Here is a 16768-nt window from a genome sequence, read left to right as displayed (position 1 = left end):
GGCCCGGAGCGGGCGGGAGCCCGACCCCGAGCGCGTCGTGCCCCCGGATCAGGCGCGGATCCGCCAGCCGGTTTTGAAGATCCACCAGATCACGCCCATGCAGGCCAGGGTAAAACCGCCGATGGCACAGAGGCTCAGCAGCACCGGCACATCTGCCTGGCCGAAGAACGCCCAGCGGAAGCCCGACACCAGATAGACCACCGGGTTGAACAGGGTGATCGCCTGCCACACCGGCGGCAGCATCGAGATCGAGTAAAACGAGCCGCCCAGGAACACCAAGGGCGTCACCACCAAGAGCGGCACCAGCTGCAGCTGCTCGAAATTGCCGGCCCAGATGCCGATGATGAACCCCATCAGCGAGAAGCTGAGGCAAGTCAGCACCAGAAACGCCACCATCGCAACGGGATGCTGGACCGACAGGTCCACAAACAACGAGGCGGTGGCCAGGATTACCACACCGATGAATAGCGACTTGGTGGCCGCGGCCCCCACAAAGCCGGCCACCACCTCCAGGAAATTGACCGGCGCCGAGAGGATCTCGTAGATATTCCCGATGAATTTCGGGAAATAGATCCCAAAGGAGGCATTGGAGATGCTCTGGGTGATCACCGACAGCATGATCAGCCCCGGCACGATGAAGGCGCCGTATTCGACCCCGTCAACCTCCTGAATCCGGCTGCCGATGGCGCTGCCGAAGACCACGAAGTAAAGCGAGGTGGACAGAACCGGCGAGATGAAGCTTTGCATGAAGGTGCGCCAGAACCGCGCCATTTCCGCCTTGTAGATGGTGGCAACCGCTGTCCAGTTCATGCCGCATCTCCCGAAACCGTGCCGTCAGAAGCCGCGCCCTGCGACACCAGGCCGACAAAGATGTCCTCCAGGCTGGACTCCCGCGTTTGCACATCCGCCAGCACCAGCCCGGCCTGCGCCACGTCATTCAGCAGCGTGGTGATCCCGGTCCGCTCGGCCCGGGTGTCATAGGTGTACAGCAGCGCACCGCCGCCGTTCACGAGCTGCAGATTGTGCTGCGACAGCGCTGCGGGGATTTCCGCCACCGGCGCGGTCAGCTGCACCTCCAGCTGTTTCTGTCCCATCCGGGCCATCAGCTGCTCTTTCCGTTCGACCAGCAGCAGCTCGCCGCCGGTGATCACTCCCACCCGGTCGGCGATCGCCTCGGCCTCTTCTATGTAATGCGTCGTCAGGATGATCGTCACACCGCTGGCCTTCAGCTCTGCCACGATGTCCCACATGTCCTTGCGCAGCTCCACATCGACACCCGCGGTGGGCTCGTCCAGGAACAGGATGCGCGGGTCATGCGCCAGCGCCTTGGCAATCAGCACCCGCCGCTTCATGCCGCCCGACAGCTCCATGATCTTGGCGTCCCGCTTCTCCCACAGCGACAGCTTGCGCAGCACCGCCTCAATCCGCGCCGGATCAGCCGGCTTGCCGAACAGACCGCGGGAAAAACTGACGGTGTCATGCACCTTGGCAAAGGGCTCCAGGGTGATTTCCTGCGGCACCAGGCCAATCAGCGACCGCGCCGCACGGAATTCGGAGACGTTGTCGAAGCCGCCGACACTGACGCTGCCGGACGACGCCGTCGTAATGCCGCAAATGGTTGAAATCAAGGTTGTCTTCCCCGCACCATTGGGGCCGAGCAAAGCCAGGATCTCACCTTCTTCGATATCAAGCGAGACACCTTTCAGCGCCTCGAAACCGCCGTCGTAAACTTTACGCAGATCACGGATGGACAGGATGGCCGCCATGGTGCCTCCGGGAATGTTTTAAATCCCGGCCAACCTAGCGGCGGTTTGCCGCATCTGCCAGCCCCTGCGGTGCAGACGCGCCTGTGCGCCGGCGCAGGGGGTCAGCCGCGGCCGGTCACCTTGCTGAACCAGCCCTTCTTTTCACCGTCTTCAGCGGCATCCCCGTCTTGGCTTGCCTCTTCCGGAGCCAGATGCGCCTGCAGGTTGGCAAAGAACTGATCTGCCATCTTCTTGGCAAAGCCATCAATAATGCGGCTGCCCAGCTGCGCCAGCTTGCCGCCGACCTTGGCCTCCACCTCATAGGACAGCAAAGTGCCGGTTTCCGAGGGCGCCAGGGTCACCAAAGCCCCGCCCTTGGCAAACCCTGCCGCGCCGCCCTTGCCCTCGCCGGAGATCGTCAGTCTTTCGTTTTCCGCCAAGTCCGACAGCGAGACCTGCCCCTTGAAGGTGGCTTTGACCGGCCCGACCTTCTGGGTCACGGTGGCCTCAAAGCCATCTGCCACAGTGCCGGTCACCTCCTGAGCGCCGGGCACACAGGCTTGCAGCACATCCGGAGACAGCAGCGCCGCGTAAACAGTTGCAGGCTCGGCGGCGATTTCCTTCTGGTCACTCATCTGCATGGGCAGGCTCTCCCTGGCGCTGAATTGGCTTTCCTCAGACCTACCTCCCCGGCCGCCGCGTGCCAAGCCGCAATGGGCGGCGGGCCTGACCCGGCAGCACGCATCCTGCCGGCAAAGCCCATATTGCCGTGGCGTCAATACAAGGAGATTTATCTTGATGTCGAGATTTCCCTCAACTATCTCGACATCAAGATAAGAAAGGAGCATCCCATGAAAATCATCATTTTCGGCGCCACCGGCGATGTGGGCAGCGCAGCGGTCAAAGCCGCAACGCACCGCGGCCATCCTGTGACCGCAGTGTCGCGCGCGCCCTCTGCCCTTGCGGCGATCAGCCCTTTGGTCACCCCCTTGCCCCTGGATCTGCTGGCAGATCCCCAGGCCGCGGCCAGCGCGGCAGAAGGCCACGATCTGGCCATCAGCGCCCTGCGCCCGCCAGCCGGGCGTGAAGCCGACCTGATCCCGCTGACCCGCACCGCAGTACAGGCCGCCCGGCACGCCGGCATACCCGTGCTGGTCACCGGTGGCGCAGCCTTGCTCAAACTGCCAGACGGCAGCGGCCATACAGTGCTGAGCGCACCGGGCTTCCTTCCGGAAGGCTCCCGCCCGATTGCCGAGGCCTGCGCCGCGCAGGACGCCTTGCTGGAAGCAGATACCGCCGCCGCATGGACCTGCCTGCGCCCGCCTGCCCTGCTGGGCGAAGGTCCGCGGACCGGCCGCTACAGATTTGGCACCGATACGCTGATCACTGATGGAAACGGCGTCTCGCAGATCTCCCTTGCCGACTTCGGCGAAGCGCTGCTGGATCTCGCCGAAGCCCCCGGCGCGCCCCGCCGGCGGCTGACCGTGGCCTGGGGCGCTCCCGCCCCTGCCCGGGCGGCCGGCTGACGCCGGCCTTGGGGCAGCGTTGGGCCCGGCAGCGCGCGGAGCGCGCTGCCGCCCTCGGTTTCTGACCGGGGAAGCAATCCCTTTTCCCAGCGCCCCCCGGACAGCAGGTCCGGCAAGCAGCAGCTGCCGCGGGCTTCCTTTGAAGGGACCTGGCGGCTGTCTGACAGTTCCCGGCCCGGCCGCACCCGCCCAGCTCTGCGGCCGCGCCGCGCCCTTGCGCAGCGCCGGGCCCAAGGCTTTTGCGGGCATCTTTGATGCCTGGAAAAGGCGCGGGAGCCCGCCGCTTCAACCCGGATGCGGCTTCAATCCGGACCCGGCACCGCACCGAACCCTGCGGCGCGTCAATACGGCAGTCCGACGTAGTTCTCCGCCAGCGAGGCCTGTGCCGCCTCCGAGGAAAACAGGTAATCGAGATCTGCCCGTTGCAGCCGAAGGTCCGTCTCGGTCCCCTCCGGAGCCCGGTGCAGCAGGCTGGTCATCCACCAGCTGAACCGCTCTGCCTTCCAGACCCGCGCCAGGGCCTTTTCCGAATAGGCCTCCAGCCGGGCGCTGTCGCCCCGCAGGTAATGATCCAGGAACCCGTGATAGAGGTAATGGATATCAGAGGCCGCCAGGTTCAGCCCCTTGGCCCCGGTGGGCGGCACGATATGGGCCGCGTCACCTGCCAGGAACAGGTTGCCGTACCGCATCGGCTCCGCTACGAAACTGCGCAGGGGCGCGATGGACTTCTCAACCGATGGCCCCGTTTGCAAATCCGCCGCGACGTCATCCGGCAGGCGGCGTTTCAGCTCTTCCCAGAAAGCCGCATCGCTCCAATCCTCCACCCGGTCCGTCAATGGCACCTGGATGTAGTACCGGCTCAGCACCCGGCTGCGCAGCGAACACAGGGCAAATCCGCGCTCGTGCCGGGCATAGATCAGCTCATCCGACACCGGCGGCGTTTCCGACAGAACCCCCAGCCAGCCGAAGGGATAAACCTTCTCGTATTCCTTCAGAACCTCCGCCGGGATCGACTTGCGGCTGACGCCGTGGAAACCATCGGCCCCGACGATGAAATCGCACTCTGCGCAGTGTGCCGCGCCATCCTGCTCCCAGGTGACTTGCGGGCGCGCTTCGGTCAGCGCCCGCAGCTGCACGTTCTGCGCCTCGTGGATCACAACCCCGCCCATCGCGTCCCGTGCCGCATAGAGGTCACGGGTCACTTCGGTCTGGCCGTAGACCATCACCGTCTCGCCGCCAGTGCTCCCCGCCAGATCAATCCGGTCCAGCCGCCCCTGATGGGCAATGCGGAAACCCGCATGTATCTCCCCCTCACGCTCCATCCGCGCGCCGCACCCTGCCTCGCGCATCAGGCTGACGAATCCGTGCTCCAGCACACCGGCCCGGATCCGTCCCAGAACATGAGCGCGCGCGTGCTTCTCCAGCACGATCGAAGAGATGCCCTTGCGGTGCAAAAGCTGCGACAGCAGCAGCCCGGAAGGACCGCCGCCAATGATGACGACTTGTGCCTGATGAGAGGGCATGCGCGTTCCCCTGTCCGTTCGAATTCTGCGTGCACCGGGAATTATGCACTGCGGGCCCTTCATTGCGAATGGACCAAGCACTCAAGTTCTTGTATTTTTCGCACATGAACACCACGCCCCGCATCGACAGCTACAACCTATTCGGCGAAACCGCCGAACTGGCCGATGTGCTGCATATTGAGACAATTCGCGCCCGTTCTGAACTGTTTGACTGGGAATTGAGGCCGCATCGGCATGCGCGGCTGCATCAGCTGCTGGTTTTGACCGGCGGCGGCGGTGCGGCGGACATTGACGGGTTCGCCCATCCTTTGGCGCCGCCCTGCCTGATCAATGTGCCGCGCGGCGTGGTGCATGGGTTCCGGTTCGACAGCGGCACCGGCGGCTGGGTGATCACCCTGGCCTCGGACCTGCTGGACCAGAACCTGACCCCGGGCGAAGGCGTGCGCGCCTTGCTGGATCAGCCCGCCGTGCTGCCGCTGCCCGCCGGGCTGCAGGATCTGGCTCAACAGCTCTTTTCTGAATACAACCGCCGCGAATTTGGCAGAGCCCAATTGCTGCGCGGGCTGGCGCTGGCGGCCACGGCACTGGCCGCACGGGCCATTGCCGAACCACGCGGCGCACAGCCCCGCAGCGGCGGCGGCCCGCTCTTTGCCCGTTTTGAAGCGCTGATAGAGCGCGGTTTCCGCCAGCGCCGATCGTTGACCAGTTACGCGGACGAGCTGGCCGTCTCCCCTGCCCACCTGAACCGGATTGCCCATCAGGCCACCGGCCAGCCGGCCTCGGCCCTGATCAAGGCAAGGATGCTGCGCGAGGCGCGGCGGCTGCTGATCTACACCAATCTGACCGCCGCCCAGATCGCCTATGAGCTGGGCTTCAACGATCCCGCCCATTTCAGCCGGATGTTTGCCAAGGGCACCGGAATGCCGCCACGGAAATTCCGCCAGCAGCTTGCCCAAGGCTCCTGACCCGCCGCAGACTGGTCTTTGCCAACCATCGCAAAGGGAGCGCAAAATGCTGCAGGGGATCCGTATTCTGGAGGTCGAGGGCCTGGGCCCCGGCCCCTTTGCCGCGATGACACTGGCCGACCTCGGAGCGGAGGTAATCTGCGTGCACCGGCCGTGCACCGCCTGTGCACCGGCGCGTGCACCGGGGATGCCCGAACGCTCGCTTCTGGACCGCGGCAAGCGCTCAGTCACGCTGGACCTCAAGGACCCTGCAGATGCGGAGACTTTCCTGAAACTTGCCAAAAACGCACATGGGCTGATCGAAGGCTTCCGCCCCGGTGTGATGGAGCGGCTGGGGCTGGGGCCGGAACAATGCCACGCGGTGAACCCGGCCCTGGTCTATGGCCGGATGACCGGCTGGGGACAGGACAGCCCGCTGGCCCATGCGGCGGGGCATGACCTGAATTACATCTCGCTGTCGGGGGCGCTGTGGTATGCCTCCGCCCCCGGTGATGTGCCGCTGACGCCCGCGACGCTGACCGGCGATATCGGCGGCGGCGCGATGTATCTGGTGGCGGGAATGCTGGCGGGTATCCTGAAGGCCAAGTCCACCGGCGAGGGCTGCGTGGTCGATGCCGCGATCTATGACGGCTCGGCCCATATGATGAACCTCTTGATGAGCATCCGCCAGGCCGGGAACTTTGGCGTCACACGTGGAGCAAACCTACTGGACGGTCCGCATTGGAGCCGCACCTATGCCTGCGCCGGCGGCGGCTATGTCTCGGTGCAATGCCTGGAGCCGAAATTCTATGCGCTGTTTCTGGAGAAACTGGGGCTGGCAGCGGACGCGGAGTTCCAGCAGCAGTTCGATAAAGCCAAGTGGCCTGCCCTGACCGGCCGGCTTGCCGGGATTTTTGCCAGCCAGCCGCGCGATCATTGGACCGCGCTGTTTGAAGGGTCAGACGCCTGCGTGGCCCCGGTGCTGAACCCGGAGGAGGCGCTGGCGCATCCGATGAATACCCGCGGCACCTGGGTTGAAGAGCAAGGCGTGCTGCAAGCCGCCCCTGCCCCGCGGTTTTCCGGTGAGCCGGATTGGACACCGCCGGAGATCCCCCGTCGCGGCCAGCACACGGAGGAAATCCTGGCAGAGCTGGACCAGGCGTAGGCTCAGTCTTCTGTCTTGGCCTTTTCAGCGGCGGCCTTCATCCGCTTCAGCAGCTCGGTCTTGTCCGCCTGCTTGCCAAAGGGGTTTTTCTTTGTGCCCTTGGCGTTGTGTTCCGCGTGGCGCGGCTTGTTGCTGCCCATGCGGGCGCCGCCCATTCTGCTGTAGTCCATGATCAGGCCTCTGGATATATCCGAAGATGCGGCTATTGCCGCATCTTCAAGGATAACACAAGATCAGCAGCTGCGGACCGTGTCGATCATCCGCTGCACATTGTCCGGGTCGGCGTCAGGCGTGATGCCATGGCCCAGGTTGAAGATGTGCGGGCCGTTCCGGAACGCCTTGACAATGCGGCGGGTGTCGTCCACCAGATCCTGCCCGCCAGTGACCATGTGGCGCGAGGCGAGGTTGCCCTGCACGCAGCCGTCCACCTGGATATTGGCCGCTGCCCAGGCCGGGTCGACCGAGTTGTCCAGCGCCACGCAGTCGACGCCGGTGGCCTTGGCAAAGCCCACGTATTTCTCGCCCGCCTCGCGCGGGAAGCCGATGACGGGGATGCCCGGGTGGCGTTCCTTCAGCGCCACGGTGATCTGGCGGCAGGGTTCCAGCGCGTATTTCTGGAAGGCTTCGCCCTTCAGCGAGCCGGCCCAGCTGTCGAAAATCTTGACCGCCTCGGCGCCGGCCTCGATCTGTTTCGACAGGTAGTCAATGGTTGCCTCGGTAATCCGCGCCAGGAGCGCCTCGAACAGGGCGGTGTTTTCCTCGCGCAGGGCATGGGCCGGCCCCTGATCCGGGGTGCCGCGGCCGGCAATCATATAGGTCGCAACGGTCCAGGGCGCGCCGGCAAAGCCGATGAGCGCGGTCTCGGACGGGAGTTCCCGCGACAGGATGCGCACGGTCTCATAGATCGGGTTCAGCGTCTCGTGAATGTCCGAGGCCGGGCCCAGCTTGGCAAAATCCGCGTCAGAGGTGATGGTCGACAGCCGCGGCCCCTCGCCGGTCACGAACCACAAGTCGGCGCCCAGCGCCTGCGGGATCAGCAGGATGTCGGCAAACAGGATCGCCGCATCGAACCCATAGCGGCGGATCGGCTGCAGCGTGACCTCGGCGGCCAGCTCGGAATTGTAGCACAGCGACAGGAAATCCCCGGCCTGGGCGCGGGTGGCGCGGTATTCCGGCAGGTAGCGGCCCGCCTGGCGCATCATCCAGATTGGCGGCACATCCTGTTTTTCACCTGCCAATGCGCGCAGCAGCTTCTTTTGTCCAGCCATGGGTATCCTCTTTGTCGCTCGGCTCCTGAGGTCACGCCTGCGGGGGCGAATGTCAAGAGCAGGGGCGATGTGCCGCGCCTTGCGCACAGGCGCCTTGTTCTATGTCAAAGTCTTGGGGGCGGGGGCGTGAGAGGGGCAAAAACCGGTTTCCTCCGGGATGCAAACTGATTTATGGCTTTCAGCATGACACTGACCCTGCCCTCCCCCGCTTCGCCCCTGAAAATCGGCACCCGCGGATCGCCGCTGGCGCTGGCCCAGGCCTATGAGACCCGCGCGCGCCTGGCCGCGGCCTTTGATCTGCCGCATGAGGCGTTCGAGGTGGTGGTGATCAAGACCACCGGCGACAATCAGGCGCTGATCGCGGCGGACAAGCCGCTGAAGGAGCTGGGCGGCAAGGGGCTGTTCACCAAGGAAATCGAAGAGGACCTGTTGTCCGGCGCCATCGACATCGCGGTGCATTCGATGAAGGACATGCCGGTGCTGCAGCCTGAGGGGCTGCTGCTGGACACCTATCTGCCGCGCGAGGATGTGCGCGATGCGTTTGTCTCGCCGTCGCTGGCCTCGCTGCAGGATCTGGCCGAGGGCGCGGTGGTCGGCACCTCGTCGCTGCGCCGCCGCGCGCAGCTCTTGAACCGCCGCCCGGACCTGAATGTGGTGGAGTTCCGCGGCAATGTGCAGACCCGGCTGCGCAAGCTGTCGGAGGGCGTGGCGGAATGCACCTTCCTGGCGATGGCGGGCCTCAACCGGCTGGCGATGGCGGATGTGCCTGCCACCGCAATCGGGACGGAAGACATGCTGCCTGCGGTGGCGCAAGGCGCCATCGGCATCGAGCGCCGCGCCGATGACAGCCGCGCGGGCGATATGCTGGCGGCGGTCCATGACCATGAGACCGGCCGGCGCCTGGCAGCGGAACGCGCCTTCCTGGCGGCGCTCGACGGCTCCTGCGAGACCCCGATTGCAGGTCTGGCGGACCTGGACGGCGCCACCCTGCGCCTGCGCGGCGAGGTGCTGCGCCCGGATGGCTCGGAAGCCATCAATGACGACCGGACCTGCCCGGTCGAGGATGGTGCGCAGCTGGGCCGGGAGATGGCGGCGAAGCTGTTGGAGAAGGCCGGCCAGGGGTTCTTTGACTGGAAGGGATGAAGCGAGGCTCTGCCTCGCGCTCCGGGATATTTGCAGCCAGAAGAAGAAACCTGTTTCTTTCTGGCCGAAAGCACTCTGGGGGCGAGCGCCCAAGGCGCGAGCGGGCGAAGCTCCCTGCCCGCGCTGGATTTGCCCCGGCCACCTGAACCAGCTTTCCGGGCTCAAGTGCTTGTCATTGCCCCTATTTCCCAAAGCAGGGAAACTGGGGCGGCCGCTGCCTCGGTTGGCCAACTGAAGCAGCGGTGGCAAGCCGGCACGCTGGAAAACTCTAGTGCTGATTGCGGAGCCTCTGGGGGCTCTGAGCGGCAGGTGCGTGCCAGCTGCGCGGACGCCCCTTTACCCGTGCATTGAGCCCATGGAACGCGGCCCCGTAACTTTGCACGGTTTCTTGGGCCGGCATCCAAGGCAGATGCCATCGGCGCCCGGATGCCTGCGCTGTTCGCACAGAAGTCAGACGGTTTGCGGCCGTAGCACCCAGTTGAACCGGAGGCCGGGGAACTCCGGGCTTTACGCCGGCGCCGCGACGATTTGGCGGAGATTGCCGGGCAGATCAAAACCGCCTCAAAGCACGCGGCAAACCCGCCAAGGCCGTCATCACGGCGATCATGCGAATGCTCATCGTCATCATGAACGCCGCCGTCAAAGACGGAGCAGTTTCAAATCTCCAAGGTGCAGCAACGTAGCGGCCGCCCCCATTCGTTGCAGGGGAACCGAATTGGCAAGATGCGGGACAAAGCGATCTTTCGCCGCAGATGCAGCGAGGTCATTCCCGTGCGTCTGCTTTGCGCAGAAAGCGCTATTTGCAGAGTTGCAGAAAGTAGACCGGGGCAAGTGCTTCTGAGAGCACTAAGTACGCTCACGCGCTCACACCTCTAAATGTTTCGACACGGGTTGCCGTATCCGCAGTTAACCGGTTTCACGCAACCTCAGCCAAAGCCAGGCTCATGAAGAGCGGGACGCAAAGTCCAAGCCTGCAGGTCGCAGGCAAGACCGGATCAGTCAACCACTTCCAGCGGCCCGTGGTCATCGCAGTGACCATCATGCGGATGATGCAACCGGCCATCGGCCAGATAACAAACGTGACCGCCATGAGGGACAGCCTCATGCCCGCACCCGGGGCCATGCACATGGCCTTCTTCGTGGCCAAGGCGATCAGCGGCAATCGGCGCGCAGGCGTCGGGGTTCGCGTCAGAGACTTCAATCTCGTGTTCGTCCACATGATCTTCGTGCGGGTGATGGAGGCGGCCATCATGGATGCAGTCGATGTGATCGCCGTGGCGAACAGCTGTATGGCCGCATCCGGGCCCATGTTCATGGGTGTGGTTCTTGTGCTTTGGACCATTGCATGTGGTCATCACGTGTCTCCTGATTGGTCCGGATTCAGGCGCCTTCCCGGCTGTAGGGCCGCGGGTATCGTGCGAGGCGGACGCGATCTTCCTCAGCGTACGCAGGGCGAACGCCGGTTGCCGCACGGGGCAGCTCCGTCAAACTAGGTTGGTAAACTGCACTATCAAACCTGCCCGGTGGGAGCCGGGCCGTGCTAGAACTTGCCGAGGCGGCTGCGAGCGGTCCCTTGGGAGGCGTCATGGCAGCGCTTAAGAATTGCCCATAAAGGGCTTGCAAGGGAGTGGACAGCTTGCGGCGGCAAAGCTGCGTTGCTGTGAACCGCTTGCAGGCAAATGAAGCAGACCCGCAGCTTTCGGCGAGCAAATCAGGCCTTAGGTCCGGATTGCCGATAGATCCGCAGCCCGGATTGCATGAACCGGCTGATGGATGGTGAAACCCCGGCGGACTAAATCTGCGCCCAGGATGGTGATTTGGGTGGCCGGTCCCGGGCAACCGGGATCGTCGCAGTCGATTTCGACAACGGTAATCAGGGCAAGCTGCCCGGCACCGGCCATTTCACGCACCATGCGCTTTACGCGCTGGATATGCCACAGTGCGGCTGCTTTCCCTTTGATTTGGGCGGCAAAGCTCACAGCTGCGTCGGGTTCGGTGCATCGCCATAGGCGGCGGCTGGATCAAAGCTCTTCCGGTCTTCCTTGAAAACCAGCGGGGCGCCTGCATCGCTGCCGGTGGGAACTGCACGGTAGAAGCAGGAACGGTAGCCCACATGGCAGGACGCACCTGAGCCTGCGACCGCCACACGCAGCCAGACGGCGTCCTGGTCGTCATCAATACGGGCTTCGACAACTTGCTGGACCAGGCCGGATGCTGCCCCCTTGTGCCAGAGCGTCTGACGCGCCCGGCTGAAGTAATGCGCCTCGCCAGTTGCCAGCGTCAGCCGCAGGGCCTCTGCAGTCATCCAGCCCAGCATCAGAACCTCGCCGCTGTCTGCGTCCATGGTGATGCAGGGCATGAGCCCGTCGGGGCCGAACTTGGGTGCCAGAACATTGCCCTCTTCGACTTCCTCGACCGATTGGCGGGGGGCGAAACGAATATTGTCCACTTGGGTGCCTTGCTATTAGATATGTTATACCATAACAAGCACGGTCAATCATGCTTCGCAACCCGAAAGAGCGGCAAGACATGCAAAACCAGATACCTGTCACCTTGCTCACCGGCTTTTTGGGCGCGGGAAAAACGACGCTTTTGAACCGCCTGCTTCATGACCCCGCAGCAGGCCGCATCGCAGTTGTTGTGAATGAATTCGGCGATGCCGGCCTGGATCATGATCTGATCGAGGAAACCGCCGAAGATGTGGTTCTGATGGCAGCTGGGTGCATTTGCTGCTCGATCCGGGGTGATTTGCCGAGGACTCTGATGTCCTTGCTTGAACGCCGCACAAATGGGGAACTGGCGTTTGACCGCGTGGTGATCGAAACAACCGGGCTGGCAGATCCGGGACCCGTCCACCACACCTTGCTGATCGACAAGGATCTCGCGCCGAACTTCACTTTGGATGGCATCGTCACGGCCGTCAATTCCGTACTAGGCGATGACACGCTGAACCAGCACGCCGAGGCGCAGGCACAGGTTGCCATGGCCGACCGGATTGTTCTGACCAAGCGGGATCTGGCAAACCGGGCTGCCAAACGGGCACTGGCGCGGCGGCTTGACCGGCTGAACCCGGGCGCTCAGCGGGTCGAAGCTGAGCATGGAGCCGTGCCCTCCGGGGCACTGTTCCGCTTAAGCGCCATGCGGCAGGAGACATCACGCAGCCACGCCCTGGACTGGCTTGCCGCGTCCGCCGCCACCGCTCCCGCAGATCCTTTGGCGGGGCTTTCCGGATTTGCCCTGCCGCAGCCGGACCCGGTGCTGGAAATCGGCGCCCCTTCGCATCATGCCGCCGACAGCAGGATCGTCACCGCATCGGCAGCAATCGGCACGCCGATCCCGGCCAGGGTTTTTGATTTCTGGCTGGATACGCTCATCGCTTTGCGCGGCTCGGACATCCTGCGGCTGAAAGGCATTGTCCACATCGAGGATGTGCCGACGCCCTTTGTCTTTCACGGCGTTCAGCACATTTTCGAACCCCCTGTGCCCCTGAAGGACTGGCCGGAAGGCGACCATACCAGCCGCGTTGTTGTGATCGCCCGGGACTTCCCGCTGGAGGATCTGGAACAAAGCCTGGCCATGCTGCGCATGCGTCCAAAGGAAGGGGACGAGACCCAGGGGATAACCGTTCACACCCTGAGCGCGGAGGCCTTGTGACCCTGCGCTTGTTTCAACCCGATGCCTTGCACCGATGAAACGCTGCACCCCATGGAGCGGGCCGGAGCAAAGTCCGGCGCTGCCCGCACAACCGAGGAAGCAAACACTATGATCCATGTTCACTTGCCCGATGGGGCAGCCCGCGCGCTCTCTGCTGGCGCGACTGCCGCTGACTTGGCCGCAGCGATCAGCCCCAGTCTGGCAAAACGCACTGTGGCAGCAGCGGTCGACGGGCATCTGGCCGATCTGTCGGCGCCTCTCCCTGATGGGGCCGCGGTGGAGCTTGTCTCCCGCGATGACCCCCGCGCGCTGGAGCTGATCCGCCATGACCTGGCCCATGTGCTGGCAGAAGCCGTGCAAACGCTCTGGCCCGGAACCCGGACAGCCATCGGCCCGGCAATCGAACATGGCTTCTACTACGACTTCGAGCGTGAGACGCCCTTCACGCCCGAAGACCTGCCGGTGATCGAAGCCAAAATGCGCGAGATCATCGCAAGCCGCACGCCCTTCGTGTGCGAGACCTGGACCCGCGGCCAGGCGCGCGCGCATTTCGAAGCCGCAGGCGAGAGCTACAAGCTGGCCCTGCTGGATGCGATCCCCGAGGGCGAGCCGGTGACCATCTACCGGCAGGGTGATTGGCTGGATCTCTGCCGCGGCCCGCATATGCGCCACACAGGCGACGCGGGCGCGGCCTTCAAACTGACGCGGGTTGCCGGGGCCTATTGGCGCGGCGATGCCAACAATCCGATGCTCAGCCGGATCTATGGCGTGGCCTTCGCCTCCAAGGCTGATCTGGATGCGCATCTGACAATGATGGCCGAGGCTGAGAAGCGCGACCACCGGCGCCTGGGGCGCGAAATGGACCTGTTTCATTTCGAAGAGGTCGCGCCGGGTTCCATCTTCTGGCATCCGAACGGCTGGCGCCTGTTTCAGACCCTGATCGGCTACATGCGCGACCGTCAGGAGGCGGCGGGTTATGCCGAGGTGAACTCGCCCGACATCATGGACCGCGCGCTGTGGGAAACCTCGGGCCATTGGCAGAACTACCGCGCCAACATGTTCCTGGCGCAAACCGAGGATGACCGCGACTACGCGCTGAAGCCGATGAACTGCCCTGGCCACATGCTGATCTACGGGCAAGGCACCAAAAGCTACCGCGACCTGCCGCTGAAGCTCGCCGAATTCGGCAAGGTGCATCGCTATGAGCCGTCCGGCGCGCTGCACGGGCTTCTGCGGGTGCGTAGCTTTACCCAGGATGATGCGCATATCTACTGCACGCCTGAGCAGCTCACTGAGGAGTGCCTGAAGGTCAACGACCTGGTTCTGTCCATCTACCGCGATTTCGGCTTTGAGGATGTCCGCATCAAGCTGTCCACCCGGCCGGAAAACCGGATTGGCAGCGAGGAAAGCTGGGATCGTGCCGAAGATGCCCTGCGTGAAGCGTTGGAGGCCTCAGGGCATGAATACACTCTGTTCGAAGGCGAAGGCGCGTTTTACGGGCCCAAGCTGGAATATGTCCTGCGCGATGCCATCGGGCGGGATTGGCAATGCGGCACGCTGCAGGTGGATTTCAACCTGCCTGAGCGCTTCGGGTCGTCCTATGTGGCGGCCACGGGCGAAAAGCTCCCGCCGGTTATGCTGCACCGGGCGCTGTTCGGGTCTCTGGAGCGTTTCACCGGCATCCTGATCGAACACCACGCGGGCCATCTGCCACTGTGGCTGGCACCGGTCCAGGTGGTCGCCGCAACCATCACCGGTGCTGCCGATGACTGGGCCAAGGAAGCGGCACAAGCCATGCGCGCCGCCGGGCTGCGGGTGGAGACGGACCTGCGCAACGAGAAAATCGGCTACAAGGTGCGCGAACACGCGCTAAAGAAAATCCCCGTCCAGATCGCCCTAGGCATGCGCGAGGCAGAGGAGCGGACCGTCACCATCCGCCGCCATGGCGCGGCCAAGACGCAGACGCTGCCATTGTCCGAAGCCATCACACTTCTGACGCAGGATGCACAGCCACCGGAAGCGGCTCAGGCAGAAAGCGGTCTGCTATGAACATGCACATCAGAGGCAAAGCAATGCAGCCCGCTGTCCCGCGTTTCCCGCCGGTATGCCGAAAGGGTTTAAAAGCATGAACGTTGTTGATTTTCCCACCCGCGGCGAAGCCTGCTCTGTGCTGCAGGCGCGCGATGCATCGGCCTTGTCCGGAATTAAACAGCCGGGTGTTGCGGCGGCAATCTGGCAGCGCGGCCCGGCGCCTGAGTTTGCCAACTGGATCTCAGGGCTGCCGCCGGCAAAATTGCCGAAACTGCGCAGCCTTGTTGGCGTCGATGCGCTGGAAGGGTGCATTCAGGCGGCCTGCGGTCTGGCCGGAACGCCCGCCGGGCCGGAGCGGGACATGCTGGCAGGCGACATCGCCGCGCTTGGGTTCCTTATGAGCGAGATCATGGAGACACCGCTGCTGCATGTGCGTCTGGAAGTGGTCTCGACAAACGCCTGCCGCAAGTTCCATGTCGACAATATGACGGCCCGGATGCTTTGCACCTACCGGGGGGCAGGAACCCAGCTTGCCCAGCCCGGTGCCGAAGCCGCGCCGCTGTCGGTGTCGCCGGGCAGCGCTGTCTTGCTGCGCGGCCGCCGCTGGCCTGGCAAAGAGCAAACCGGATTGCTGCACCGGTCCCCGCCAATCGAGGGCACGGGCGAAACCCGTTTTCTTGCGGTGATCGACCCGGCCATGGATCATGAGCCCCAGGAAACCTTCCACTGACGAAAGCAGGAAGGGTATCAGCCCGGTGCCATGCCAGCCGTCTTGAACCTTGCCCGGTAGTCACGGGGCGACAACGAGAAGCGTCGGCGGAACACCTTGCGCATCTGCTCGTCTGAGCTGAACCCCGATCTGAAGGCCACAGTTTTCATCGGCAAATCAAAATCTAGAAGCAGCGTCTTGGCCCGGTCGCAACGCAGGCTTTCGAGATAAGCCACCGGCGTCACTCCAAACGCGGCAGTAAAGGCGCGCGTGAAGCTGCGGACACTCATCTTGGCCTGCGCAGCCATATCGTCCAGCGTCATCGGCTGATCAAACCGCAGGCTCAGCCAGGTCTGGATATCACGCATGCCCGAAGAGCCGCTCATCTGGCCCGTCAGCATCGTGCTGAACTGGGATTGCCCGCCCGGCCGCTTGAGATACATGACCATGTCGCGCGCCACCCTCAGCGCAATATCACGCCCGAAATCCTGCTCCACAAAGGCCAGCGCAAGGTCAATTGCCGCCGTGACCCCTGCCGACGTCCACAGCGTTCCGTCCTGTACAAAGATTGCATTGGCATCGACATCGGCCTCAGGGAAAAGTGCTTGCAGGCGGGCCGCATAGTTCCAGTGCGTGGCGGTCTTGCGCCCATCCAGAAGCCCGGCGGCGGCAAGAATGAAGCTGCCGGTGCAAAGGGCTGCAAAGCGCTCGGCCTCATGGGCCCGCCGCCTGCACCAATCCACCAGCGCAGCCTCCCGTGTCAGGACAAGCTCGATTTCCTGGGCACCGACAATGAACACTGTGTCCAGCGGCGCTGCTTCCGGCAGGGTTGTACTGGCATCCAGAGACATCAGCGTGTCCGAGCGCACCGCGCCTGGTTCGGGGGCGGCAATGGTCACGTCATTCCCACCGTTCAATCCGGCGCCCTGCAGATGCTGGCCAGCGTAATTCAGCACAGCAAGCACGCCAACCGCCTCAGGCGCTTTGAAGCCCGGATAAACCACCAGCGCCACGGAACGGCTGTTCTCTGGCAAAGAGATTGCAGTCTGGGCCATGCGTC

17 protein-coding genes are annotated in these 16768 nt (G+C 64.0%); 8 read left to right on the top strand and 9 right to left on the bottom strand.

What is annotated here, in order from left to right; all coding sequences use genetic code 11:
* Window positions 1-48: 48 nt before the first annotated feature.
* The 3 genes from ACXAEH_RS19545 to ACXAEH_RS19535 form a co-directional block, all read right to left on the bottom strand.
* The gene (locus ACXAEH_RS19545) at window positions 49-810 is read right to left on the bottom strand and encodes an ABC transporter permease (RefSeq protein ID WP_475035173.1); all 762 of its coding nucleotides are present in this window, start codon (window positions 808-810) and stop codon (window positions 49-51) included.
* Window positions 807-1766 carry an ABC transporter ATP-binding protein gene (locus tag ACXAEH_RS19540; RefSeq protein ID WP_475035171.1) on the bottom strand — a complete coding sequence of 320 codons (960 nt, stop codon included), beginning with the start codon at window positions 1764-1766 and terminating at the stop codon, window positions 807-809. The genes ACXAEH_RS19545 and ACXAEH_RS19540 overlap by 4 nt, the downstream gene beginning before the upstream one ends.
* Before the next feature lie 101 nt (window positions 1767-1867).
* Window positions 1868-2386, bottom strand: a complete 519-nt coding sequence (locus ACXAEH_RS19535; RefSeq protein ID WP_475035169.1) for a CoxG family protein — start codon at window positions 2384-2386, stop codon at window positions 1868-1870.
* Between the two features lie 210 nt (window positions 2387-2596).
* Between ACXAEH_RS19535 and ACXAEH_RS19530 the strand changes: the two genes are divergently transcribed.
* On the top strand, window positions 2597-3271 hold the full coding sequence (locus ACXAEH_RS19530; protein WP_475035167.1) for an NAD(P)-dependent oxidoreductase: 675 nt from the start codon (window positions 2597-2599) through the stop codon (window positions 3269-3271).
* A 341-nt stretch (window positions 3272-3612) separates the two neighbouring features.
* Here the strand turns inward: ACXAEH_RS19530 and pobA are convergent, their stop codons facing one another.
* On the bottom strand, window positions 3613-4794 hold the full coding sequence (gene pobA / locus ACXAEH_RS19525; RefSeq protein ID WP_475035165.1) for a 4-hydroxybenzoate 3-monooxygenase: 1182 nt from the start codon (window positions 4792-4794) through the stop codon (window positions 3613-3615).
* 104 nt (window positions 4795-4898) lie between these two features.
* Here pobA and ACXAEH_RS19520 point away from each other — a divergent pair, with 104 nt between their 5' ends.
* Window positions 4899-5759 carry a helix-turn-helix domain-containing protein gene (locus ACXAEH_RS19520; RefSeq protein WP_475035163.1) on the top strand — a complete coding sequence of 287 codons (861 nt, stop codon included), beginning with the start codon at window positions 4899-4901 and terminating at the stop codon, window positions 5757-5759.
* Between the two features lie 46 nt (window positions 5760-5805).
* A complete protein-coding gene (locus ACXAEH_RS19515; protein ID WP_475035161.1) occupies window positions 5806-6903 on the top strand; it encodes a CaiB/BaiF CoA transferase family protein in 1098 nt (365 codons plus the stop codon).
* Between the two features lie 2 nt (window positions 6904-6905).
* Here the strand turns inward: ACXAEH_RS19515 and ACXAEH_RS19510 are convergent, their stop codons facing one another.
* Window positions 6906-7073 (bottom strand): hypothetical protein, encoded by a 168-nt coding sequence (locus tag ACXAEH_RS19510; protein WP_475035160.1) that lies wholly within the window; start codon window positions 7071-7073, stop codon window positions 6906-6908.
* Between the two features lie 63 nt (window positions 7074-7136).
* Window positions 7137-8171: a uroporphyrinogen decarboxylase gene (gene hemE, locus ACXAEH_RS19505; RefSeq protein ID WP_475035158.1), complete on the bottom strand. Its 1035-nt coding sequence runs from the start codon at window positions 8169-8171 to the stop codon at window positions 7137-7139.
* A gap of 183 nt (window positions 8172-8354) precedes the next feature.
* On the opposite strand from hemE, the gene hemC reads away from it, so the two are divergent.
* Entirely contained in the window at window positions 8355-9314 is a 960-nt protein-coding gene (gene hemC, locus ACXAEH_RS19500; protein WP_475035157.1) for a hydroxymethylbilane synthase, read from the top strand.
* Window positions 9315-10258: 944 nt separating this feature from the next.
* A complete protein-coding gene (locus ACXAEH_RS19495) occupies window positions 10259-10807 on the top strand; it encodes a hypothetical protein (protein ID WP_475035155.1) in 549 nt (182 codons plus the stop codon).
* A 225-nt stretch (window positions 10808-11032) separates the two neighbouring features.
* Here ACXAEH_RS19495 and ACXAEH_RS19490 read toward each other — a convergent pair whose 3' ends face one another.
* Window positions 11033-11293, bottom strand: coding sequence for a hypothetical protein (locus tag ACXAEH_RS19490; protein ID WP_475035153.1), 261 nt, complete (start codon window positions 11291-11293; stop codon window positions 11033-11035).
* A complete protein-coding gene (gene hisI / locus ACXAEH_RS19485; protein WP_475035151.1) occupies window positions 11290-11763 on the bottom strand; it encodes a phosphoribosyl-AMP cyclohydrolase in 474 nt (157 codons plus the stop codon). Before hisI ends, ACXAEH_RS19490 begins: the two co-directional genes overlap by 4 nt.
* A gap of 80 nt (window positions 11764-11843) precedes the next feature.
* On the opposite strand from hisI, the gene ACXAEH_RS19480 reads away from it, so the two are divergent.
* The 3 genes from ACXAEH_RS19480 to ACXAEH_RS19470 all read left to right on the top strand — a co-directional run bounded on the left by ACXAEH_RS19480 (window position 11844) and on the right by ACXAEH_RS19470 (window position 15729).
* Window positions 11844-12968, top strand: coding sequence for a CobW family GTP-binding protein (locus ACXAEH_RS19480; protein WP_475035149.1), 1125 nt, complete (start codon window positions 11844-11846; stop codon window positions 12966-12968).
* A gap of 108 nt (window positions 12969-13076) precedes the next feature.
* A complete protein-coding gene (gene thrS / locus ACXAEH_RS19475) occupies window positions 13077-15017 on the top strand; it encodes a threonine--tRNA ligase (protein WP_475035148.1) in 1941 nt (646 codons plus the stop codon).
* Window positions 15018-15093: 76 nt separating this feature from the next.
* Window positions 15094-15729, top strand: coding sequence for a DUF1826 domain-containing protein (locus ACXAEH_RS19470; protein ID WP_475035146.1), 636 nt, complete (start codon window positions 15094-15096; stop codon window positions 15727-15729).
* 17 nt (window positions 15730-15746) lie between these two features.
* Here the strand turns inward: ACXAEH_RS19470 and ACXAEH_RS19465 are convergent, their stop codons facing one another.
* Complete coding sequence (locus ACXAEH_RS19465) at window positions 15747-16763, bottom strand: GlxA family transcriptional regulator (RefSeq protein ID WP_475035144.1); 1017 nt, start codon at window positions 16761-16763, stop codon at window positions 15747-15749.
* Window positions 16764-16768: the final 5 nt, after the last annotated feature.

The sequence above is a fragment of the Leisingera sp. ABM4_060 genome (genome assembly GCF_056158765.1).
The sequence above is the reverse complement of the archived record's forward strand: the minus strand, read 5'-3'. Positions and strand labels throughout refer to the sequence as shown.